At 58.6% G+C, this 20,595-nt stretch carries 22 protein-coding genes; 12 read left to right on the top strand and 10 right to left on the bottom strand.

The window, feature by feature from the left end:
- Nucleotides 1–14: 14 nt before the first annotated feature.
- The 5 genes from M0412_RS17980 to ccmA all read right to left on the bottom strand — a co-directional run bounded on the left by M0412_RS17980 (nucleotide 15) and on the right by ccmA (nucleotide 3,134).
- Complete coding sequence (locus M0412_RS17980) at nucleotides 15–620, bottom strand: DsbE family thiol:disulfide interchange protein (protein ID WP_269701075.1); 606 nt, start codon at nucleotides 618–620, stop codon at nucleotides 15–17.
- Nucleotides 617–790 carry a heme exporter protein CcmD gene (gene ccmD, locus M0412_RS17975; RefSeq protein ID WP_269701077.1) on the bottom strand — a complete coding sequence of 58 codons (174 nt, stop codon included), beginning with the start codon at nucleotides 788–790 and terminating at the stop codon, nucleotides 617–619. Before ccmD ends, M0412_RS17980 begins: the two co-directional genes overlap by 4 nt.
- Before the next feature lie 4 nt (nucleotides 791–794).
- Nucleotides 795–1,556: a heme ABC transporter permease gene (locus tag M0412_RS17970; protein WP_269701079.1), complete on the bottom strand. Its 762-nt coding sequence runs from the start codon at nucleotides 1,554–1,556 to the stop codon at nucleotides 795–797.
- A gap of 74 nt (nucleotides 1,557–1,630) precedes the next feature.
- A complete protein-coding gene (gene ccmB / locus M0412_RS17965) occupies nucleotides 1,631–2,290 on the bottom strand; it encodes a heme exporter protein CcmB (RefSeq protein ID WP_269701081.1) in 660 nt (219 codons plus the stop codon).
- Nucleotides 2,291–2,492: 202 nt separating this feature from the next.
- A complete protein-coding gene (gene ccmA, locus M0412_RS17960; RefSeq protein WP_269701083.1) occupies nucleotides 2,493–3,134 on the bottom strand; it encodes a heme ABC exporter ATP-binding protein CcmA in 642 nt (213 codons plus the stop codon).
- Between the two features lie 269 nt (nucleotides 3,135–3,403).
- Here ccmA and acnA point away from each other — a divergent pair, with 269 nt between their 5' ends.
- The 3 genes from acnA (at nucleotide 3,404) to M0412_RS17945 (ending at nucleotide 7,827) form a co-directional block, all read left to right on the top strand.
- Nucleotides 3,404–6,097: an aconitate hydratase AcnA gene (acnA, locus tag M0412_RS17955; protein WP_269701084.1), complete on the top strand. Its 2,694-nt coding sequence runs from the start codon at nucleotides 3,404–3,406 to the stop codon at nucleotides 6,095–6,097.
- 196 nt (nucleotides 6,098–6,293) lie between these two features.
- Complete coding sequence (locus M0412_RS17950) at nucleotides 6,294–7,034, top strand: thioredoxin family protein (RefSeq protein ID WP_046799575.1); 741 nt, start codon at nucleotides 6,294–6,296, stop codon at nucleotides 7,032–7,034.
- 400 nt (nucleotides 7,035–7,434) lie between these two features.
- Nucleotides 7,435–7,827 (top strand): DUF2794 domain-containing protein, encoded by a 393-nt coding sequence (locus tag M0412_RS17945; RefSeq protein ID WP_142842262.1) that lies wholly within the window; start codon nucleotides 7,435–7,437, stop codon nucleotides 7,825–7,827.
- A gap of 128 nt (nucleotides 7,828–7,955) precedes the next feature.
- Here M0412_RS17945 and M0412_RS17940 read toward each other — a convergent pair whose 3' ends face one another.
- From M0412_RS17940 to M0412_RS17930, 3 genes are all read right to left on the bottom strand, one after another.
- A complete protein-coding gene (locus tag M0412_RS17940; protein ID WP_046799573.1) occupies nucleotides 7,956–8,693 on the bottom strand; it encodes a Bax inhibitor-1/YccA family protein in 738 nt (245 codons plus the stop codon).
- 218 nt (nucleotides 8,694–8,911) lie between these two features.
- Complete coding sequence (locus M0412_RS17935) at nucleotides 8,912–11,473, bottom strand: ABC transporter permease (protein ID WP_142842263.1); 2,562 nt, start codon at nucleotides 11,471–11,473, stop codon at nucleotides 8,912–8,914.
- Nucleotides 11,470–12,180 carry an ABC transporter ATP-binding protein gene (locus M0412_RS17930; protein ID WP_142842264.1) on the bottom strand — a complete coding sequence of 237 codons (711 nt, stop codon included), beginning with the start codon at nucleotides 12,178–12,180 and terminating at the stop codon, nucleotides 11,470–11,472. Before M0412_RS17930 ends, M0412_RS17935 begins: the two co-directional genes overlap by 4 nt.
- 103 nt (nucleotides 12,181–12,283) lie before the next feature.
- Here M0412_RS17930 and M0412_RS17925 point away from each other — a divergent pair, with 103 nt between their 5' ends.
- Both M0412_RS17925 and thpR read left to right on the top strand, forming a co-directional pair.
- Nucleotides 12,284–12,934, top strand: coding sequence for an arylesterase (locus M0412_RS17925; protein WP_269701090.1), 651 nt, complete (start codon nucleotides 12,284–12,286; stop codon nucleotides 12,932–12,934).
- A 68-nt stretch (nucleotides 12,935–13,002) separates the two neighbouring features.
- Nucleotides 13,003–13,596, top strand: coding sequence for an RNA 2',3'-cyclic phosphodiesterase (thpR, locus tag M0412_RS17920; RefSeq protein WP_142842266.1), 594 nt, complete (start codon nucleotides 13,003–13,005; stop codon nucleotides 13,594–13,596).
- Here the strand turns inward: thpR and M0412_RS17915 are convergent.
- Nucleotides 13,530–14,009, bottom strand: a complete 480-nt coding sequence (locus M0412_RS17915; protein ID WP_142842267.1) for a low molecular weight protein-tyrosine-phosphatase — start codon at nucleotides 14,007–14,009, stop codon at nucleotides 13,530–13,532. The two genes, thpR and M0412_RS17915, sit on opposite strands and share 67 nt — an antisense overlap.
- Before the next feature lie 59 nt (nucleotides 14,010–14,068).
- Here M0412_RS17915 and M0412_RS17910 point away from each other — a divergent pair, with 59 nt between their 5' ends.
- The 7 genes from M0412_RS17910 (at nucleotide 14,069) to M0412_RS17880 (ending at nucleotide 19,886) form a co-directional block, all read left to right on the top strand.
- The gene (locus tag M0412_RS17910) at nucleotides 14,069–14,374 is read left to right on the top strand and encodes a 4a-hydroxytetrahydrobiopterin dehydratase (RefSeq protein WP_046799568.1); all 306 of its coding nucleotides are present in this window, start codon (nucleotides 14,069–14,071) and stop codon (nucleotides 14,372–14,374) included.
- Between the two features lie 51 nt (nucleotides 14,375–14,425).
- A complete protein-coding gene (locus M0412_RS17905; RefSeq protein ID WP_142842268.1) occupies nucleotides 14,426–14,806 on the top strand; it encodes a YkvA family protein in 381 nt (126 codons plus the stop codon).
- Between the two features lie 296 nt (nucleotides 14,807–15,102).
- Entirely contained in the window at nucleotides 15,103–15,606 is a 504-nt protein-coding gene (locus M0412_RS17900; protein ID WP_003523183.1) for an invasion associated locus B family protein, read from the top strand.
- 266 nt (nucleotides 15,607–15,872) lie between these two features.
- Entirely contained in the window at nucleotides 15,873–17,045 is a 1,173-nt protein-coding gene (gene rlmN, locus M0412_RS17895) for a 23S rRNA (adenine(2503)-C(2))-methyltransferase RlmN (RefSeq protein ID WP_269701375.1), read from the top strand.
- A gap of 108 nt (nucleotides 17,046–17,153) precedes the next feature.
- On the top strand, nucleotides 17,154–18,107 hold the full coding sequence (locus M0412_RS17890; RefSeq protein WP_142842269.1) for an ABC transporter substrate-binding protein: 954 nt from the start codon (nucleotides 17,154–17,156) through the stop codon (nucleotides 18,105–18,107).
- Nucleotides 18,108–18,213: 106 nt separating this feature from the next.
- Nucleotides 18,214–19,095, top strand: coding sequence for an ABC transporter permease (locus tag M0412_RS17885; RefSeq protein ID WP_080827112.1), 882 nt, complete (start codon nucleotides 18,214–18,216; stop codon nucleotides 19,093–19,095).
- Nucleotides 19,092–19,886 (top strand): ABC transporter ATP-binding protein, encoded by a 795-nt coding sequence (locus tag M0412_RS17880; RefSeq protein WP_142842270.1) that lies wholly within the window; start codon nucleotides 19,092–19,094, stop codon nucleotides 19,884–19,886. The genes M0412_RS17885 and M0412_RS17880 overlap by 4 nt, the downstream gene beginning before the upstream one ends.
- A gap of 40 nt (nucleotides 19,887–19,926) precedes the next feature.
- Here M0412_RS17880 and M0412_RS17875 read toward each other — a convergent pair whose 3' ends face one another.
- A complete protein-coding gene (locus M0412_RS17875; protein ID WP_149900494.1) occupies nucleotides 19,927–20,574 on the bottom strand; it encodes a LysE family translocator in 648 nt (215 codons plus the stop codon).
- Between the last annotated feature and the right edge of the window lie 21 nt (nucleotides 20,575–20,595).

Genomic DNA, 20,595 nt, shown 5'->3' with positions numbered 1-20,595 from the left:
TTCCTGCTCGGGAGCTATTTGCCGGCTGCGGCCGTGATGGCCGGCAGCAGGTCGCGCTCGACGCTGCGGGCATCGAAGGGACCAACCTTTTTATAAAGGATCGTGCCGTCGGCGCTGACAAGGTAACTTTCAGGGATACCGTAGACACCCCAGTCGATCGCGGCTTTGCCGTTCGGATCGACGCCTATCGCGGCAAAGGGATTGCCAAGTTCGCCAAGGAAGCGGAGCGCATTGTCCTGCTTATCCTTGTAATTGATACCGACGACGGTGATGCGGCTGTCTTTTGCCAGTTCCTGCAATAGCGGATGCTCCTGCCGGCAGGGAATGCACCAGGAGGCAAAGACGTTGACCAGCGTCAGCTTGCCCTTGATGGCGGCATCGGTGAGCGGCGGCAGGTTCGAGCCCTCCAGCGGTGGCAGCGACAGGGACGGTGCCTTGGTGCCGATGAGTGCGGAAGGAATGGCGCTGATATCCAGCCCGTTCACGTCCTGATCATAAAGCATCTTGCCCGCAACGAGGGCAAAACCACCGAAGAGCAGCAGAGGCAGCAGCGCCAGCCCATAACGTGCGCGACCCGTCGTCTTGGTTTTGGTATCCTGATCCTGGCTGGCCTGCGTCATTGCGCGTCACCTGCGGAACCGGCTCTTGCCCTGCGGCGCACGCCGGATGCCTCCAGCTGCTTCAGTTCCCGTTTGCGCGCCTGACCGTCCAAAACGACCCAGGCGATGAGACAGAGAACGACAAGCCCCGTCGCTGCGTAAGACATGCCGATATAAAAAGCGTGTGTCATCGCCTCAGCCCTCTCGGTTCGCCATGCGGGCGGCAAGCCGCCGCTGTGCGGCCACGCGCCGACGCCAGATTTCGTTGCGCATGGCGGCGATGTGCAGCGTGAAGAACAGCAGTGTGAAGCCGATCGCCATGGTCAGAAGCGGCCAGAGAAATTCCGCGTCGATGGCGGAACCACCCATGCGGATGACGCTTGCCGGCTGGTGCAGCGTGTTCCACCATTCGACCGAAAACTTGATGATCGGAATATTTACGAAACCGACGAGGATCAGCACGGCGCTGACGCGGGCGGCTCTGGAGGGATCGTCCATGGCGCGGTTGAGTGCGATGAGGCCGAGATACATCAGGAAAAGCACGAATACGGAGGTCAGTCGCGCATCCCACACCCACCAGGTTCCCCACATGGGTTTGCCCCAGAGCGAGCCGGTAATGAGGGCAATCAGCGTGAATGCGGCGCCGATGGGGGCGGCGGCCTTGTGGCTGACATCCGCCAGCGGGTGACGCCAGACGAGCGTGCCGATGGCTGAAACCGCCATGACCGAATAACACATCATCGCAAGCCAGGCGGATGGCACGTGCACATACATGATGCGCACGGTGTAACCCTGCTGGTAATCGCCTTCGGTGGTGAAGGAGAGATAAAGACCAGCGGCCAGCACCAGCGCCGTGAGTGTAGCGAGCCAGGGCAGAATACGTGCCGCCAGCGCCAGAAACCGCGTGGGGTTGGCGAGATCACTGAATTTGGTGATGGTGAAGGTCTGCTCGTTCATGTCGTTTGTGTAACCCGAGAATGGCCGTCCCGCAATTGATCCCTGTCAATCAGGGATCGGCAATCAAGGCATCATCAATCCATAACATTGCGCAGTGCCAAAGCGGCAAAGAAAGGGCCGGTCACGGCTGAAAATAACGTGATCGCGCAGAGAATGAGGAGCGGCGGCATGAATGGTGCTGGATCCTGCACCGCCGCATAAGAAGCGCTGACGCCGAAAATCAGCACCGGAATGGCAAGCGGCAGAACGAGGATGGAGACCAGAAGCCCGCCGCGGGGCAGGGCGACCGCGACGGCGGCCCCTACCGCACCGATGAAGGTGATGGCCGGTGAGCCGACAAGAAGTGTGAGCATCACAGCGCCGATAGCAACCTCGTCCATGTTCATGAACAGACCGAGCAGTGGCGAGGCCAACACCAGCGGCAGGCCGGTTCCAACCCAATGCGCCAGGCATTTGATCAGGACCGTGAGCACCAGCGGGTTTTCCTGCATGAGAATGAGGTCCAGCGACCCGTCATCCCGCTCCGCCTGAAACAGCCGGTCCAGACCGAGAAGGGCGGACAGAAGAGCGCCGATCCAGACGATGGCGGGACCGATGCGGGCGAGAAGATTGAGATCGGGACCGACACCGAAGGGGATGACGGCAACCACAGTCATGAAGAACAGCACGCCGATCAAGGCGCCGCCGCCGGCACGGATGGAGAGTTTGATGTCGCGGAGGAGGAGGGCGGTCATCGGGTAGGCCTCTGCGGGTGTGGTTTACCCCCCTCTGCCCTGCCGGGCATCTCCCCTTCAAGGGGGGAGATCGGCAAGATGCCCTTCCACCACTCCATTCTCGAGCGTTGAGATTGTCGAGGCCTAGCCACAGGCCGATCTCCCCCCTTGAAGGGGAGATGCCCGGTAGGGCAGAGGGGGCTGAAACCACAAGCTCCGCCGTTCATGCCCAAGCCTCCACACCCGCAAATCCCGTCATCTGCAACTCCCGCGCATTCTCCAGTCCCAACGGCTGATGGGTCGCCGCCAGGACAATGCCGCCTTTCTCAAGGTGGTTTTTCACGAGACCGGTAAACATGCCGTCCGCAGCCTTATCAAGTGCCGCCGTTGGCTCATCGAGAATCCACACCGGTCGCCATGCGATCAGAAGTTTCGCCATGGCAAAACGCCGTTGTTGGCCGGCGGAGAGATAACCGAAGGGCAGATGAGTGATGCCGGCAAGACCGACAATCTCAGCCGCCTCATCGATAGCGATGCCCGCACCACCTGAAAAATCACCGAGAAAGTCTTTCCAGAAACTCAGATTTTCTGAAACGGTCAGTTCCATTTTCATGGCGTTGCGATGGCCGAGATAATGGCAGGCTTCGGAGGGGCGCATGCCCTCTTCTATTCCTTTGCCGGCTATCTTTATCCACCCCTGTTCGGGGCGTAGCAGGCCGGCCACGGTGCGCAGGAGAGTGGATTTTCCCGAGCCGTTTCGGCCGGTCAGCACCAGTGCCTCACCGTCACTTAACTTGAAGGAAATATTCATGAATATGAAATCTTCGCCGCGTCGCACGCCAAGATTTTCCGCCGTCAAATCCATGCTGCGGTTCCGTTTCAGATTTCGTCGTCTCGATAAAAAAATCGATTAGCTTCGTTGAATGGTCTGGCACGTTTCTCCGAAATTATCTATATGAGTGTCAACCACGCCAGCGGCCGGCGTGAACATCATCTTGCGCCGGACCTGAATGTTACGAGGAGTAACTTTCACGTGCGGACAGCGGAAATGGCCGTACCCGCATCCTGATGTGCTTGCGAGCACAGGGGTCCGCACGCGCGTGTTGGCTATCAGATTATGCGGGGTTTTAAACCGTGGCCAAATCTCTCGACAGTTTCCAATGTCGTTCCGTCCTTACCGTTGACGGTAAGGACTATGTTTATTTCAGCCTTCCCAAGGCTGAGGCAAACGGTCTCAAGGGCGTTGCCAAACTGCCTTATTCCATGAAGGTTCTTCTGGAGAATCTGCTTCGTTTCGAGGACGGCCAGTCCGTCACCAGGGAGCATATTCTGGCCGTTGCCGAATGGCTTAATAATAAGGGCCTGACCGAAACGGAAATCGCCTATCGTCCCGCCCGCGTTCTCATGCAGGACTTTACAGGCGTTCCCGCCGTGGTTGATCTTGCCGCCATGCGCGATGCCATGGTGTCGCTCGGTGGCGACCCGGAGAAAATCAATCCGCTGGTTCCCGTCGATCTCGTCATCGACCACTCGGTCATCGTCGACGAATTCGGCACGCCGAATGCCTTCGCCCGCAACGTCGAACTTGAATATGAGCGCAATGGCGAGCGTTATCGCTTCCTGAAATGGGGCCAGCAGGCGTTCAAGAATTTCCGCGTGGTTCCGCCCGGCACCGGCATCTGTCACCAGGTCAATCTTGAATATCTTGGCCAGACCGTCTGGACGAAGGAAGAGGATGGCGAGACGATTGCTTATCCGGATACCTGCGTCGGCACCGACAGCCACACAACCATGATCAATGGTCTCGGCGTTCTCGGCTGGGGCGTTGGTGGTATCGAGGCTGAAGCCGCCATGCTCGGCCAGCCGGTTTCCATGCTGCTGCCCGAGGTCATCGGCTTCAAGCTGACCGGCAAGGTGAAGGAAGGCGTGACCGCGACCGACCTCGTGCTGACCGTCGTGCAGATGCTGCGCAAGAAGGGCGTCGTCTCCAAGTTCGTTGAATTCTTCGGCCCCGGCCTCGATTCGATGACGCTCGCCGACCGCGCGACAATCGGCAATATGGGTCCGGAATATGGTGCGACCTGTGGCTTCTTCCCGGTCGATGGCGAAACCATCAATTACCTGACCATGTCCGGCCGTGCCAAGGACCGCATCGCGCTTGTCGAAGCCTATTCCAAGGCGCAGGACATGTGGCGCACCGGCGATGGTTCCGACCTCGTCTTCACCGACACGCTTGAACTCGATCTCGGCGATGTCGTGCCCTCCATGGCCGGCCCGAAGCGTCCGGAAGGCCGCCTGCCGCTCGAAACCATTGCGCCGAATTTCGCAACGGCTCTCGAAAACGACTATAAAAAGCCCGGCCAGCTTTCGAACCGTTATGTGGTTGAAGGCGAGGACTTCGATCTCGGCCATGGCGATGTGGCGATTGCCGCCATCACCTCCTGCACCAACACCTCCAACCCCTCGGTTCTTATCGCTGCCGGGCTTCTCGCCCGCAATGCGGTGGCCAAGGGGCTGAAGTCCAAGCCATGGGTCAAGACCTCGCTTGCACCAGGATCTCAGGTCGTTGCCGAATATCTTGAAAAGGCTGGCCTGCAGAAGGACCTCGACGCGATCGGCTTCAACCTCGTCGGTTTTGGCTGCACCACCTGCATCGGCAATTCGGGCCCGCTGCCACCTGCGATCTCCAAGACGATCAACGACAAGGGCCTGATCACCGCGGGTGTTCTGTCGGGCAACCGTAACTTCGAAGGTCGTATTTCCCCTGACGTTCAGGCGAACTACCTCGCTTCGCCGCCGCTCGTCGTGGCCTATGCCCTTGCCGGCACGGTCCAGAAGGACCTGACCAAGGAGCCGATTGGTGACGATCAGGACGGTAACCCTGTCTATCTCAAGGATATCTGGCCGACGTCCAAGGAAATCCAGGAATTCATCCTGAAATACGTCACCCGCGAACTCTATGAAACGAAATACGCCGACGTGTTCAAGGGTGATGCGAACTGGCAGGCCGTTCAGGTGCCGCCGGGCCAGACCTATGCCTGGGACGACAAGTCGACCTATGTCCAGAACCCGCCTTATTTCGTCGGCATGGGCAAGAAGGGCACGGGTTTGAAGAACATCAAGGGCGCGCGCGTCCTCGGCCTCTTCGGCGACAAGATCACCACCGACCATATTTCCCCGGCCGGTTCGATCAAGGCCGCTTCGCCGGCCGGTGCTTATCTGACGGAAAACGGCGTCGCCGTTGCCGATTTCAACCAGTACGGCACGCGTCGTGGCAACCATGAAGTGATGATGCGCGGCACTTTTGCCAATATCCGTATCCGCAACCACATGCTTGGCCCGAACGGCAAGGAAGGTGGATACACCATCCACTATCCGTCCAAGGAAGAGCTGTCGATCTATGACGCTGCCATGAAATACAAGGCGGAGGGCATTCCGCTCGTCATCTTCGCCGGTGTCGAATATGGTAACGGCTCTTCCCGCGACTGGGCGGCAAAGGGCACCAATCTGCTCGGCGTCAAGGCCGTGATCGCGCAGTCCTTCGAGCGCATTCACCGCTCGAACCTCGTCGGCATGGGCGTTGTTCCCTTTGTCTTCGAGGAAGGCACGACCTGGGCAAGCCTCGATCTCAAGGGTGACGAAGTCATCGAGATCGACGGTCTCGAAGGCGAGATCAAGCCGCGTGAAAAGAAGATCGCCAAGATCACCTACAGCGACGGTTCGGTGAAGGAAGTTCCGCTTCTGTGCCGCATCGATACGCTGGACGAAGTGATTTACATGAACAATGGTGGCATTCTGCAGACCGTTCTTCGCGATCTGGCTGGCTGATAAAGCTTAGACGAACAAGAGACGCCGGAAAAAACTCCGGCGTCTCTTCCATTTCTTGATCTGTTTTTTTGTGATTGCCGCTCACCCCTTCGTGACTTTCTATTGAAGGGCAATAGACGTTATTTTCCGGTTTGCATCCGGGCAGGATTGATCGCATCAATTCGTCTGGATATCCTGCCGGACAAAGGTTTTCGTAATGCCATTGAAATTCCCCCTGTCGATATGTCTTCTCGGCACGTTCCTCGTCACCTCCGCGCAGGCGCAGGAGGCCGTGAAGGGCGTTGTCGAATTGTTCACATCGCAGGGCTGCGCCTCCTGCCCGCCGGCGGATGAAGCGCTGCGCAAGATGATCCAGAAGGGCGACGTCGTCGGTCTTTCCTACCATGTCGACTACTGGAATTACCTTGGCTGGACCGATTCTCTGGCATCCAAGGAAAATACCGAACGCCAATATGGTTACATGCGGGCGCTCGGCCGTAACGGTGTTTATACGCCACAGGCCATTCTTAACGGCCGTGACCATGTCAAGGGCGCGGATGTGCGCGGTATCTATGACAGGCTCGATGCCTTCAAGCGCGAAGGCCAGGGGCTGAACGTGCCGGTCTCGTCAAAATTTGCCGGCGATGAGGTGGAGATTGATATTGGTGCCGGTAATGGCAAGGCCGATGTCGTGGTTGCCTATTTCACCCGTGAACAGACGGTGGATGTGCAGAAAGGTGAGAACCAGGGGAAAAAAATGTCCTACTGGCACAGTGTCTATGACGTACAGACGGTCGGCATGTGGGATGGTTCGCCGATGACGGTGAAGCTTCCGGCGAGCGTCGTGGCAAAGGTGAAAAAGGGCGGCTGCGCCGTGCTCCTGCAGACGGCCAATGCCAGCGGTGATCCCGCGGCAATCGTCGGCGCAAGTATCCTGCTTGGAAATGAAACCCCCTGATCGCCTGTTGGGCGATTGAAGATCCGGTCCGGGCATTGGGGGCTGGGGGTAAAGGGTCAATGCACCGGACCGGGTCATCTTGGTGCCTAGGCATCAATTGACAATAGGACTATTCCACCCAATTCGGGCCATGGTTTGACCGAAATACGGCAGGCCATGCGAAAATGGCTGCCTAAATGGTTACCATTTTTTACCCCTGCTTTTGTTGCAGGCAGTGTCTTTGGCGTCGTTGGGCGGCAATTTTTCAGGGTTACCTTCTTCCGGTTCTATAGCCGGCTGAAAGATGTTGAGGCCCATCCAGCGACTTCTGCGCCGGTGCACAAGCGTCTCGCAAGGCTTGCAATTTCGCTTTCACAGGCTCACATTGATGAGACGGCTTGGGTGGAATCGGAGGTATTGGATGACCGATCAACCGGATGTGCAGCAGGTGCAGACCGCTTCACGCGATAATTCCACCGTTGTCGATCTCCGCGAATACAGAAAAGACAAGGACCCTTTGCCGGTCACCTTTCATCGGCGTGAGCTGGATGCGATTCTGCGCATCTATGGCCGCATGGTGGGAGAGGGGGAATGGCGCGATTATGCCATTGACCACCTGAAGGAGAAGGCGGTGTTTTCCGTCTTTAAACGCTCAGGCGAAATGCCGCTCTACCGGATTGAGAAGAACCCCAAGCTGGCGGCGAAGCAGGGCGCTTATTGTGTGGTCAATACCGATGGCCGCATTCTCAAGCGTGGCCATGAGCTGCCGCAGGTTCTGAGGGTTTTCGACAAGGTTCTGAAACTGATCGAATGAGCTTCTGGAAGAGATAGCCCGCTTGGTGGATGCGACCGGTGGAAGAGCGATTATCAGTTACGAAAGCTGAAAAATAAAAAGGCGGCCGAAGGGCCGCCTTTCGTCTGTCGTCTGTTGAACTCTCAACCTTAGTCGTCGCGGTTACCCATGAACTGCAGCAGGAAGGTGAAGAGGTTGATGAAGTCGAGGTAGAGCGTCAGCGCGCCCATGATAGCCTTGCGGCCAGCAACGGCAACGTCATCACCATCAAAGTACATTTCCTTGATCTTCTGCGTGTCGTAGGCGGTCAGGCCTGCGAAGATCAGCACGCCGATCGCGGAGATCGCGAACTGCAGCGCGGAGGATGCAAGGAAGATGTTGACGATGGACGCGATGATCAGGCCGAACAGACCCATGATCAGGAACGAACCGAGGCCCGAAAGGTTCTTTTTCGTCGTGTAACCGTAAAGCGAGAGCGCGCCGAACGAAGCAGCGGTCACGAAGAACGTCTGAACGATGCTCTGGCCGGTGAAGACGATGAAGATCGACGACAGCGACACGCCCATCAGCGCGGCATAGACCCAGAAGGTCGTCTGCGCGGCGGAAACGCTCATGTTCTGAATACGGAAGCTAAGGAAGAAAACCAGTGCCAGCGGTGCGAGCATGATGACCCAGCGCAGCGGAGATGCATAAAGCAGCTGCTGGAAGGCAGGGTTGGACGCAGCGAATGAGTAGGTTGCGAAAGCCGCAACGCCGGTGATGACCAGAGCCAGCGCCATCAGGTTGTAAACCTTCAGCATATAGGCGCGGAGACCTTCATCGATCATCGCACCAGTCTGTGCACGGGTCTGCGCCATGCGGTTCTGGTAGTTATTGAAGTCAGCCATTGTTTCCTCTTTTGAGCTCCGTAATTGCTACGGTGTCGGGATACCTCCCGGGCGCCGCTGCGGAGCTTCAGCAAGCCTGTCCAAGAATATGATGGCAGAACGTGTCCGATACAAGGCCTTTTGCAGTCGAAAAGACACCATATGCGCGAAAAGCGCTCACGTTTTGGCGATCATTACAAAGAATTAATCGCTAAAGTTAAGCGGGGCACAACCGATGATCATTCTCCTGCCTGCCGCAGAACCGGCGCCGCCTTCTGGCCGAGAATGCGCCAGGTGCCAATGAGGCCGATGCCAACCGTCATGACGAGGGCGACAATGAGGGTCCCTATCGCCACATCCGGCAGGAAACTGGAGGGCAACTTCATGATGCGGGCGATCACGAACCATGCGGAGACTCCACCGGCGAAAAGCGCGAAGACGGCGGTGGCGAGACCGAGCATCATATATTCGTAGGAGAACGCGCGGATCAGCAGGTTTCGCGTGCCGCCCAGCGTTTTCAGGATCACCGCATCGTGGGTACGGGCACGGTTTCCGGCGGCAAGTGCGCCGGCGAGAACCAGAACAGAGGCGATGAGTGCGACGGCTGCTGCAGCGCGGATGGCGGTGGCGAGCTGGCCGACCAGCCGGTTGACGACATCGAGAGCGTCCTTCACGCGCACGCTTGTGATCGTCGGGTAGGTATTGGTAACGGAACGCAATATCCGGCCTTCGTCGTTTGCGGAAGCGGAAGGATCGGCAAGTGTCGCCAGCCAGGCGTGCGGTGCGCCGCGGAATGTATTCGGTGAAAAGACCATGACGAAATTGATCGACAGGGATTCCCATTCGACATTACGCAGATTGGCGATCTTTGCCGTGATACTGCGGCCGAGGACGTTGACGGTTACCGTGTCGCCGATCTTGAGGCCGAGTTCCTGAGCCTCTTTTGCCGCGAAGGACACCAGCGGTTCACCGCTATAGTCCGGCCCCCACCATGCACCTTCCGTGAGCTTTGCGTTTTCCGGCATGTTTTCGGAATAGGTTATGCCGCGATCACCACGCAGCAACCAGCGACCGGATGGCGGCACTTCCATCTTCGTCACATCTTCGCCGTTGAGCGCCAGAATGCGGCCGCGCAGCATCGGCACCTCGGTCAGCGTGCCTTGTGGTGCTTCCCGTTTCAGCAGATCACGGAAGCCTTGCACCTCGCTGCCCTGAATATCCACGAAAAAGAAATTCGGTGCGCGTTCCGGCAGGCTGTCGGTCAGTTCGCGGCGCAGATTGCCGTCGATCAGCGTCAGGGTCACGAGCAGGGTCAGGCCAAGGCCAAGTGAAAGAACGACCGAAGGCGTGAGCGCTCCCGGCCGGTGAATATTACCGATCGCCAGACGAAGGGCGGCGGAATGAACGCGCGGGCTGCGTTTGGCGATGGCCTTGACGCCGGATGCCACCAGCCGCAGCACCACGAAGGCAAAAGCGATGGCGGCGAGGAAAACCGAGGCAATGAAACGGTCTTCCGCCGAGAAGACGGCAAGGGCGGCCAGCGCTGCGAGCAACAGGCCCGTGGCGGCCAGATAGGGCCAGGACGGCCAGCTGCCTTCCTCGAAACCCTGTTCGCGGAAAAGTGCCGTTGCCGGAACTTCACGCGCCTGGCCGAGCGGCACGATAGCGAAAGCAAACGTCGTCAGGAGGCCAAACAAAGCGGCCAGACCAAGCGCACCGGGATAGAAGGCAAGTTCTTCCGGCACGGGCAGCACACCTTCCAGAAACCGCATGGCAATCAAAGGTGCGATGGCGCCAACAACAAGACCGATGACGATACCGACGGCGGCAATGAAGGCGATCTGGAAGAGATAGGTCATGGTGACCACGGAGGCCGGCGCGCCCAGGCATTTCAGCGAGGCGATCGTGGTGCGTTTGGAATCGAGGAAGGCGCGAACAGCGTTGGCGACACCAACGCCACCGACGATGAGGGCGGTGAGACCCACCAATGTCAGGAACTGCGAGAAGCGGTTGACGTTTTCGGTGAGTGACGGCGCTGCGCGATCACTGGTGCGAATGGACCAGCCGGCATTGGGAAAGGCCTTGTTAGCCGCATCGGTCATCGTTGCCCGCGCTGCAGGATCGTTCAGCTTGATCTTGTAGGCATGCTCGACGAGGCTGCCGGTCTGAACGAGACCGGAGGCGAAGAGGGCGTCGCGGCTGATCATCAGCCTCGGCGCGAAACCGAAACCGTCGGAGAGCGCATCCGGCTCATCGACCACCGTGCTGGTCAGTTTCAGCTTTACGTTACCAAGCAGGACTTCGTCACCGATCTTGATGCCGAGCCGTTCCAGCAGCAGCGGTGCGGCAATCGCGCCATAGGTATCGCCATTGCCGGCCAGAAGTTCATCCAGCGGCCGGTTGGGATCAGCCACGAAGGTTCCATAGAGCGGATAGGTGCCGTCGATGGCCTTCACTTCCGTCAGCGTCTGTTCGGAACCATCGGCAAGGCGGGCCATGGAGCGAAGCCCGGTGGAAACAGCAACCGTGCCAAGGCCATCCAGATAGGCCCGTTCCTCCTGTGTTGCCTCCCTGTTGCGCAGTTCGAAACGCACGTCGCCGGCGAGAATCGACTGGCCTTCGGTGGCAATGGCGCTGGTGACCGCACGTGACACGGAATTAACGGCGGCGATGGCGCCGGTTCCCAGCGCGATACAGGCGAGGAAAATGTAAAAGCCGCTCAACCCGCCGCGAATTTCGCGCCGTGCGAGTCTTGCGGCATTTCTGATATTGGCGAAAGACGGAAGAAGGGATCCGATCATGCCGATACCGCCCGCGCCATCTGGGGGCGGGCGCTGTCGCCCTCAATCTCACCGGAGCGCACCTTGATCTGTCGCGAGCAGCGGGCGGCGAGCGACGGATCATGGGTAACGAGGACCATGGTCATGCCGCGTTCGGCCTGTTTGGCAAAAAGAAGATCGGCGATCTGCTTGCCGGTATCTGTATCGAGATTGCCAGTTGGTTCATCGGCGATCAGCACGGCCGGTGAGGGGGCAAGCGCGCGGGCGATGGCCACACGCTGTTGCTCGCCGCCTGAGAGCTGGCCGGGATAGTGGTTGAGGCGTTCACCGAGACCGACGGCGACGAGTTCGCGTTTGGCGATTTCGAAGGGATTGGGGGTATTGGCCAGTTCCAGCGGAACGGCGACGTTTTCCAACGCCGTCATATTGGCGATGAGGTGGAAGGACTGGAAAACGATGCCGATATTCTTGCCGCGAAAATCCGCCAGCGCATCTTCGCCGAGTCTGTGCAGTTGTGTATCCGCAATGACGATTTCACCGCTGTCCAGCCGCTCAAGACCGGCAAGCACCATCAGCAGCGTTGATTTCCCCGAGCCGGAAGGGCCGACGATGCCGACCGCTTCACCTTCACCGATCGAAAGATCGATGGCCTTGAGAACGTGGACGGAGGCGGCGGCGTTGCCGAGCGTGAGGTCGGCGTTCTTCAGCTCTATGATGCTTTTCGTCACAATTCTCGTTCCTATATAGGGTGATGAAAATGGTCTGGCGGTGTCGATGCGGTCGGTATTTCAGACAAAGGGAACCAAGTTAGGCCAAGTTAGGAAAGCCGTGATGAGATTTAAAGCTGCCCTGTTTCACTTCATTGTCATTTTCGCAGCCGCCTTTTCTGCCTCTGCGGCCTCGGCCCAGGAACGGACATTGCAACTGGTCGGCCTCGGTGACAGCCTCATGGCCGGGTATCAGCTGCCGCCCGCCGACAGCTATACCGCACAGCTTGAAGCTGCATTAAAGGCGAAGGGCATCAATGCCGTCGTCGCCAATGCCGGCGTGTCCGGTGATACCTCCTCTGGCGGTTTGTCGCGGGCGGAATGGTCCGTGCCAGATGGTACGGACGGGGTCATTCTGGAACTTGGCGCCAATGATGCACTGCGTGGTATTGGCCCGGAACAGACAGAAAAGAACCTCGATGCCATCATTTCCGGTTTTCAGAAACGCAATATAGCGGTGCTGCTGGTCGGTATTATGGCGCCGCCGAACATGGGTGACGACTACGCAACGCGTTTCAATCCGATCTTTCCAAAGCTTGCGGAAAAATACAACCTGCCGCTTTATCCCTTCTTTCTGGAAGGTGTGGTGACGGATGATGCGCTGAAGCTGGATGACAAGATGCACCCCAATACGAAAGGTGTGGCAATGATGGTGGAGAAATCTTTGCCGGCTGTTGAAAGCTTCATCAAGACAATCGGTGCGCAAAAAAAATAAGCACTTGCGCCCGTCTGCATTGCGTGATTCGCTATGCTTGTTCTGCCAAGAGATTCGGGGAGCTCGCCATGCCGAGACTGTTTACCGCCCTCGAAATTCCGCGCAATGCGGCTATGAGCCTCTCATTGTTGCGCGGTGGTCTGCCGGGAGCCCGGTGGATCGATGTGGAGAATTATCACATAACCCTGCGTTTTATCGGTGATATCGACGGGCGAACCGCCGATGAGGTTGTCGACAGGCTGGATCGGATCGAAAGACCGGAGTTCCAGCTCAACCTCACCGGCATGGGTTCCTTCGGTTCCAAGAAACCGCATTCCATCTGGGCCGGGGTTTCTCCCTCGCCGGAAATGCATGCGCTTCAGGCGGAAATCGAGCGGATCTGCCAAAGGATCGGTCTCCCACCCGATCCGCGCAAGTTCATGCCGCATGTCACACTGGCGCGGTTGCGCTCCTGTCGCGTGGACGATGTGGTGCAGTATCTTTCCGGACGCGGCAACTTCCGCACCTCGCCCTTCACGGTCGGCCGTTTCGTGCTGATGTCGTCGAAGGAATCGGTGGGCGGCGGACCCTATGTCGTGGAAGAGGCGTTTCCGCTTCACGAAGCGCGGTCCAGCTCCATCTTTTCGAGCAACGAGCTGCATCCCGCCAAAAGCATGTTGTAGACGGTCAGAAATCCGTCTTCACCACCGAAATAGGGATCCGGGACGCTCTCGTGGCGTCCCGAAGCATAGTCCAGAAACAGGTGGATTTTGTGCCTGCGGTTTTCCGGCGCCTTTTGAAGCAGTTTCGCCAGATTGCTCGTATCCATGGCAAGAATGAGATCGAATTTTTCGAAATCGGCCTGACTGACCTGTCGCGCGCGCTGCCCTGAAATATCGATGCCATGCTTGCGGGCTATCGCTATGGATCTGCGATCCGGGGCATTGCCGGCATGCCAGCCGCCGGTGCCGGCGGATTCGATCGTGAGTTGGCGGGATACACCGTCTCTATCGGCTAGGTTTGCCAAAACGCCTTCGGCAAGTGGTGAGCGGCAGATATTGCCCATGCAGACAAAAAGAACAGCTATATGTTTCATGGAATATGCGTCGATCCGGTCGTTGAGGCGTTAATGGGTATCAAGCGGAGGCAAGATTGATGAAATATCCCAGAGTTGAACCGGAAGCCATCCGGCAGGCATTGTCCAAGCTCGAAGGCTGGGCCCTGCGAGAGGACGGGGCGGCGATCGTCCGGTCCTTCAAGTTTTCCAGTTTTGCGGAGGCCTTCGGTTTCATGGCTGAATCGGCTCTTGCGGCGGAAAGGCTCAATCATCACCCGGAATGGTCCAATGTCTACTCACGCGTGAAAGTCTGCCTCACAACCCATGATTCACAGGGTGTAACCGAGCGGGATTTTCTTCTGGCCGAGGCCATGCAGAAGGCAGCGGCAGGCCGGGGGAATTGAACGGCGGACGTTAACTCCCATATAATAGCCGTGACCGGAGGACCGTCGATCATGGATGATGTGAAAATCGGTGAAATTCTTCTGCCGGGTGAAACCGACAGGCAGCAGGAGCGCGAAAATGTCGTGCGCGCCAAATTCTGGCCCAAGCTGAAGCGGGTGATGACCAAGGTGCCGTTCGCGCGTGACGCGGCGGCGGCCTATTATTGCGCGATTGATCGCGACACGCCGTTGCGCGCCAAGGGCATTATTCTCGCTGCGCTCGCCTATTTCATCATGCCCATCGATGCCGTGCCGGATATGCTGGCGGTTGTCGGTTTTACCGATGATATCGCGGTCATCACCGCCGCGCTCGCCATGATCCGCGCCCATATCAAGATGGAGCATTACGATGCGGCGGATGCCATGCTGAAGAGACAGCAGGAAGCCGGGTAACGCCTCTGTGATGTGCCCGCTCGGTGCAGCCTGGCGGGCGACAAATTCTTGCCTGAATTTGTGTGTCATACACATGAAGGAAGGTCGTTCCGCGCCCTTCCTCCAGGGTGAGGGGAGTCGCCAATCTGTAACACCGCAAGACGTTTTAGGCATTTTATGCGTGTTGTTGACGGTTTGGTAACCGCTTCCCGACCACAATGAGAAAAGACGATCCGCACCTGAACGTGGCCGATCCAGAAAATGGAGCCCGCCGCTGCTTCGGGCTAATGGAAGACAATAACCCGGCAGGAAATTCTATGTTTGTAAGAAGTGTAGCAACCGCAGCGGCCATTTTGCTGACCAGCGTCGGCGTAGCATCTGCACAGTCGCCCACGCGCATCCAGCAGTTCAATGCTTGGGGTGCCTATTCGTACAAATCGGGCAACAGCACCGTCTGCTACGTTCTTTCCATTCCGACCGCCAAGGAACCGGCAAGCGTCGATCACGGCGATATCTTCTTCATCGTGTCGCAGCGTCCCGGCCAGAACATTTCCTATGAGCCGCAGGCCATGGTGGGTTATCCGCTGAAGCAGGGTTCCAAGGTCAATGTGACGATCGACAACAAGAACTTCGTCATGTTCACCAAGGACAAGGCTGCCTGGGTTGAAAACGCTGCCGAAGAGCCCGCTCTCGTGGCCGCCATGAAGGGCGGCAAGTCGATGACGGTCAAGGCGGTTTCCGGCCGTGGCACCGCGACGTCCTATTCCTATTCGCTTTCGGGCATTTCGGCTGCTCTCAAGCAGATCGAGAGCTGCAAGTAATCCTGACGCTTTACCGCGTTTGATAATGGCCGGTCATCGACCGGCCATTTGCGTTTTTGCTTGTTTGATGCTAAACGCGCGGCAACATTGACAGGCGGATGCGCGAAAAGTGCTCCGCCTTTGATTTTCTCGACATGCAGACGATTTTCCGCCTATCCGAAAGGCCGGTCGTGCGATGCATGGAATGATGGGATAGCGTGATGTCCGTAATGCAAGCCCCTGCCGGCCTGGCAGTCAAAACCCCGCTGATCGCCAATAGCGATCTCATGTCCGGCAAGCCGTCGCTGATCGGCCTGACGCGTGAGGAAATGGGCGAGGCGCTGGCCGAGATCGGCGTGCCGCAGAAGCAGGTGAAGATGCGCGTCAGCCAGTTGTGGAACTGGCTTTATGTGCGCGGCGTCTCGGATTTCGACAACATGACCAATGTCGCCAAGGAGCTTCGCGAGAAGCTGAAGGCGACCTTCACCATCTCCCGTCCGGAAATCGTCGAGGAGCAGATCTCCAATGACGGCACCCGCAAATGGCTGATGCGCTTTCCGCCGCGCGGTGCCGGCCGCCCCGTCGAGATTGAAACGGTCTATATTCCGGAGGAAGGGCGCGGCACGTTGTGCATATCGAGCCAGGTCGGCTGTTCGTTGACCTGTTCCTTCTGTCACACCGGCACGCAGCGCCTGGTGCGCAACCTGACGGCCGAGGAAATTCTTGCCCAGCTGCTGCTGGCGCGTGACCGGCTCGGCGATTTTCCGGATGGTTCGACTCCGGTTGGCGCTTATGTGCCGAGCGAAGGCCGCAAGGTGTCCAACATCGTGATGATGGGCATGGGCGAGCCGCTCTATAATTTCGAGCACGTGAAGACTGCGCTTCTGATCGCCACCGATGGTGACGGCCTGTCGCTCTCCAAGCGCCGCGTAACGCTCTCCACTTCAGGCGTCGTGCCGGAAATCTTCCGCACCGGTGACGAGATTGGCGTGATGCTGGCGATTTCGCTGCATGCGGTGCGTGACGATCTGCGTGACATGCTGGTGCCGATCAACAAGAAATATCCGCTGAAGGAACTGATCGAGGCCTGCCGCAACTATCCGGGTCTTTCCAATGCCCGCCGCATCACCTTCGAATATGTGATGCTGAAGGATGTGAACGACAGCCTGGAAGACGCCAAGATGCTGGTGCAGTTGCTGAAGGGCGTTCCGGCCAAGATCAACCTCATTCCGTTCAATCCGTGGCCGGGCACGAACTACCAGTGCTCCGAATGGGCGCAGATCGAAAAATTCGCCGATTTCATCAATCAGGCGGGTTATGCCTCGCCGATCCGCACGCCGCGCGGCCGCGATATTCTCGCCGCCTGCGGCCAGTTGAAGTCGGAATCGGAACGCATGCGCAAGACCGAAAGGCTGGCTTTCGAGGCGATGATGATCGCCAATCACGGTGCGGATGACTGAATCAGCCGCATTTGCGCCATAAAGCTGGTTTTCCGGCGGTTCTCCGATTGATTTCGGTCTGTCTTGTTCCTAGAAAGACGAAAACAGGGAACCAACAGGAGGATATCCATGCGCGCATTCATTCTGGCTCTCGCTGCTGCGAGCGCCATCGTTCTGCCGGCCAAGGCTGAAAACGTCACCGTTGCCGTCACCGCCATCGTCGAACATCCGGCACTTGACGCTGCCCGTGATGGCGTCAAGGCGGCCCTTGCCGAAGCCGGTTACAAGGAAGGCGAGAACCTCAAGTTCCTTTACGAGTCCGCGCAGGGCAATCCCGGCACCGCAGCGCAGATCGCCCGCCAGTTCGTCGGCGACGCGCCCAACGTCATCGTGCCGATTTCCACGCCGTCGGCTCAGGCCGTCGTTGCGGCCACGCGCGACATTCCGGTTGTCTTCACGGCCGTCTCCGATCCGGTTGGCGCACAGCTCATCAAGAGCATGGAAAAGCCCGGCGGCAATGTGACCGGCCTATCCGACATGCTGCCGGTTGGCGAGCATCTGGCGCTCATCAAGGAAATTTCGCCGAACGCCAAGTCCATCGGCTTCATCTACAACTCCGCCGAAGCCAATTCCGCCTCGACGCTCGCCCTGCTGAAGGCCGAGGCCGAAAAGGCCGGCCTGAAGGTTGTCGAATCCGTCGCCACCAAGTCGGCGGAAGTCCAGGGCGCAACCCGTGCTCTGGTCGGCAAGGCCGACGTGATCTACGTTCCGACCGACAACACGATCGTTTCCGCTTTCGAGGCGGCAGCCGGTGTTGCGAGCGAAGCGAAGATTCCGCTTTACGCCGCTGATACGGATTCCGTTGCGCGTGGTGCGGTTGCGGCCCTCGGCTTCAACTATTTCGACGTTGGCAAACAGACCGGCGCCGTTGTTGTCCGCATCCTCAAGGGTGAAAAGCCCGGTGAGATTCCGGCAACCGTGGCTGTCGGCACCGATCTCGTCATCAACAAGAAGGTTGCCGAAAAAGTTGGCGTCACCTTCCCCGAAAGCGTGACGAAGCGCGCCACCAAGGTCATCGACTGAACCGAAACCAGACTGAATTACGGGCGGCGGTATTTCGCCGCCCGTTTTACGTGGCACGAGACGGTGCCCGTATCCGCCTGATGGCGGCAATAACAAGGACATTACCGTGAGCCAAATCGCCTTCTGGGGTGCCGTGGAGCTGGGACTGGTCTTCGCTTTCGTGGCGATCGGCGTCTATCTCGCTTTCCGGGTGCTTGATTTTCCTGACCTGACCGTGGACGGTTCGTTTCCGCTCGGCGCTGCTGTTGCTGCCGTGCTGATCATCGCCGGTCTGAATGCCTGGGTCGCGACGGCGGTTGCGATGGTTGCCGGTGCCGCTGCGGGCATGGTCACCGCAACGCTCAACGTGCGCTTTAAAATCCTCAACCTGCTTGCTTCGATCCTGACGATGATCGCGCTGTTTTCCGTCAATCTGCGGGTGATGGGAAAGCCGAATGTGGCGCTGCTCAATCAGGATACGATGATATCGCCGTTTTACGGCTTGGGCCTGTCGGAATATCTGGTGCGGCCGCTTTTCGTCGGCGCACTGGTGCTGATCGCGGTCATCCTCGTCTGGCGTTTCCTTGAAAGCGATGCGGGCCTTGCCATGCGGGCGACAGGGGCCAATGCGCGGATGGCCCGGGCGCAGGGCGTGAAGACCGGCAACCAGATCTATCTCGGCATGGCGCTTTCGAATGCGCTGGTCGCCCTTGGTGGCGCATTGTTCGCGCAGACCAATGGCTTTGCCGATGTGACCTCCGGTGTCGGCACCATCGTCGTCGGACTTGCCGCCGTCATCATCGGCGAAACGCTGTTCGGTGCGCGCGGCATTCTGATAGCGCTCATCGGCTGTGTTTTCGGCTCGATTGCCTATCGTCTCGCCATCCAGCTTGCCTTGTCGAGCGATGTGCTGGGTCTCAAGGCATCCGATCTCAATTTCGTAACGGCGGTATTGGTGGCCATTGCATTGATCCTGCCCCGACTGCGCCGTGGGGGAGCAACATCGTGATTTCCCTTTCCGACATCCAGGTCGTCTTCGGACGTGGCACGCCGCTGCAAAAGCAGGCGCTGGCCAAGATCGATCTCACCATCGAAGATGGTTCCTTTGTCACCGTCATCGGTTCCAATGGCGCCGGCAAATCCACGCTTCTCGGTGTCTTGGCCGGCGACGTACTGCCGACGGCGGGCAAAGTGGTGATTGGTGGTGCCGACGTTACCCGCAAGCCGACCGCCAGCCGGGCCGGTCGGGTGGCACGCGTGTTTCAGGATCCACTCGCGGGCAGCTGCGGCGCACTCACCATCGAAGAAAATCTGGCGCTGGCGGCGTCGCGCGGAGAGCGCCGCGGGTTGTTGTCGGCGCTTGGACGGGGCAGGCGGGATTTCTTTAGAGAACGTATCGCCTCGCTCAATCTCGGTCTCGAAAACCGACTGAAGGATCGCATGGACCTGTTGTCCGGCGGACAACGACAGGCAGTGTCGCTTGTCATGGCGACGCTTTCCGGCTCGGATGTGCTGTTGCTTGACGAACATACGGCAGCGCTCGATCCCGGCATGGCGGAATTCGTGATGGAATTGACCCGCAAGGTGGTATCGGAGCGCAAGCTGACGACGCTGATGGTCACCCATTCCATGCGCCAGGCCCTGGATTATGGCACCCGCACGATCATGCTGCATGCCGGTGAAATCGTTCTCGATGTGTCCGGCGATAGCCGCAAGGACCTTGAAGTCGAAGATCTGATCGACATGTTCCGCAAGATACGCGGCCAGAAGCTGGATGACGACGAGCTTTTGATCGGCTGATCATTCTTAAAGGCGCCTTCCGGCGCCTTTTTATTTGCGCTCAGCGCGTCTGGGTGAAGAAAATCTTGACGGCGAAAAGCGAAAAGACACCGGCGATCGTGTAATCCAGTCCGCGCAGAACCTTCCGGTTGCGTTGCAGCCAGGCGGACAGGACATCGGCGGCGACAACGATGCCGATACCGATCGGCAGCGCCACGATGATGGACCAGATGCCGAGGAAGATCAGCTTGCCGGTGACGTGTGGGTCGGAGGCGCTGACGAATTGCGGCAGGAAGGTCATGAAGAAGATGATGACCTTGGGGTTCAGCAGATTGACCCATATGCCGTTCAGCAAGGCCGATCTGAGTGAGGATTGCGGCTTTTCTCCATTGGTCTTCACCATCACGAAATCCGAGCCTTTACGGATCGCCTGAATGGCGAGCCAGACCAGATAGGCGGCCCCGCCGGTTTTCAGGATCAGGAAGGCTGTCGGGGAGGCGACGATGAGGGCGGCGACACCGAAGGCGACCAGCATCGTGTGCACGGTGATGCCGATATTGGTTCCGACCAGCGTCATGAAACCCGCTGCCCGGCCTTCGCGCAGCGAGCGGCTGATCCAGAGCGTCATGTCTGGCCCGGGCGTCACCGCCAGAAGCAGAATGGCAATGGTGAAGGCGACAAGTGTTGGCAAGCTTGGAACGAAATCCATCGCGGCACCCATGAAAGCGGC

It is taken from the genome of Agrobacterium sp. O3.4 (assembly GCF_041414895.1).
Classification (GTDB): Bacteria; Pseudomonadota; Alphaproteobacteria; order Rhizobiales; family Rhizobiaceae; genus Agrobacterium; species Agrobacterium cucumeris.
Note: the sequence above shows the minus strand (reverse complement) of the source record. Positions and strands in the feature narration are given on the sequence as shown.

What these genes read in the sequence shown, in the direction of transcription:
- M0412_RS17905 (WP_142842268.1), top strand. Translation starts at nt 14,426, where the DNA reads ATGGATGATGTGAAAATCGGTGAAATTCTTCTGCCGGGTGAAACCGAC.
- ccmD (WP_269701077.1), bottom strand. Translation starts at nt 790, where the DNA reads ATGACACACGCTTTTTATATCGGCATGTCTTACGCAGCGACGGGGCTT.
- M0412_RS17875 (WP_149900494.1), bottom strand. Translation starts at nt 20,574, where the DNA reads ATGGATTTCGTTCCAAGCTTGCCAACACTTGTCGCCTTCACCATTGCC.
- M0412_RS17915 (WP_142842267.1), bottom strand. Translation starts at nt 14,009, where the DNA reads ATGAAACATATAGCTGTTCTTTTTGTCTGCATGGGCAATATCTGCCGC.
- M0412_RS17900 (WP_003523183.1), top strand. Translation starts at nt 15,103, where the DNA reads ATGTTTGTAAGAAGTGTAGCAACCGCAGCGGCCATTTTGCTGACCAGC.
- M0412_RS17970 (WP_269701079.1), bottom strand. Translation starts at nt 1,556, where the DNA reads ATGAACGAGCAGACCTTCACCATCACCAAATTCAGTGATCTCGCCAAC.
- M0412_RS17940 (WP_046799573.1), bottom strand. Translation starts at nt 8,693, where the DNA reads ATGGCTGACTTCAATAACTACCAGAACCGCATGGCGCAGACCCGTGCA.
- thpR (WP_142842266.1), top strand. Translation starts at nt 13,003, where the DNA reads ATGCCGAGACTGTTTACCGCCCTCGAAATTCCGCGCAATGCGGCTATG.
- M0412_RS17890 (WP_142842269.1), top strand. Translation starts at nt 17,154, where the DNA reads ATGCGCGCATTCATTCTGGCTCTCGCTGCTGCGAGCGCCATCGTTCTG.
- ccmB (WP_269701081.1), bottom strand. Translation starts at nt 2,290, where the DNA reads ATGACCGCCCTCCTCCTCCGCGACATCAAACTCTCCATCCGTGCCGGC.
- rlmN (WP_269701375.1), top strand. Translation starts at nt 15,873, where the DNA reads ATGTCCGGCAAGCCGTCGCTGATCGGCCTGACGCGTGAGGAAATGGGC.
- M0412_RS17980 (WP_269701075.1), bottom strand. Translation starts at nt 620, where the DNA reads ATGACGCAGGCCAGCCAGGATCAGGATACCAAAACCAAGACGACGGGT.
- M0412_RS17925 (WP_269701090.1), top strand. Translation starts at nt 12,284, where the DNA reads ATGAGATTTAAAGCTGCCCTGTTTCACTTCATTGTCATTTTCGCAGCC.
- M0412_RS17935 (WP_142842263.1), bottom strand. Translation starts at nt 11,473, where the DNA reads ATGATCGGATCCCTTCTTCCGTCTTTCGCCAATATCAGAAATGCCGCA.
- M0412_RS17950 (WP_046799575.1), top strand. Translation starts at nt 6,294, where the DNA reads ATGCCATTGAAATTCCCCCTGTCGATATGTCTTCTCGGCACGTTCCTC.
- M0412_RS17910 (WP_046799568.1), top strand. Translation starts at nt 14,069, where the DNA reads ATGAAATATCCCAGAGTTGAACCGGAAGCCATCCGGCAGGCATTGTCC.
- M0412_RS17945 (WP_142842262.1), top strand. Translation starts at nt 7,435, where the DNA reads ATGACCGATCAACCGGATGTGCAGCAGGTGCAGACCGCTTCACGCGAT.
- ccmA (WP_269701083.1), bottom strand. Translation starts at nt 3,134, where the DNA reads ATGGATTTGACGGCGGAAAATCTTGGCGTGCGACGCGGCGAAGATTTC.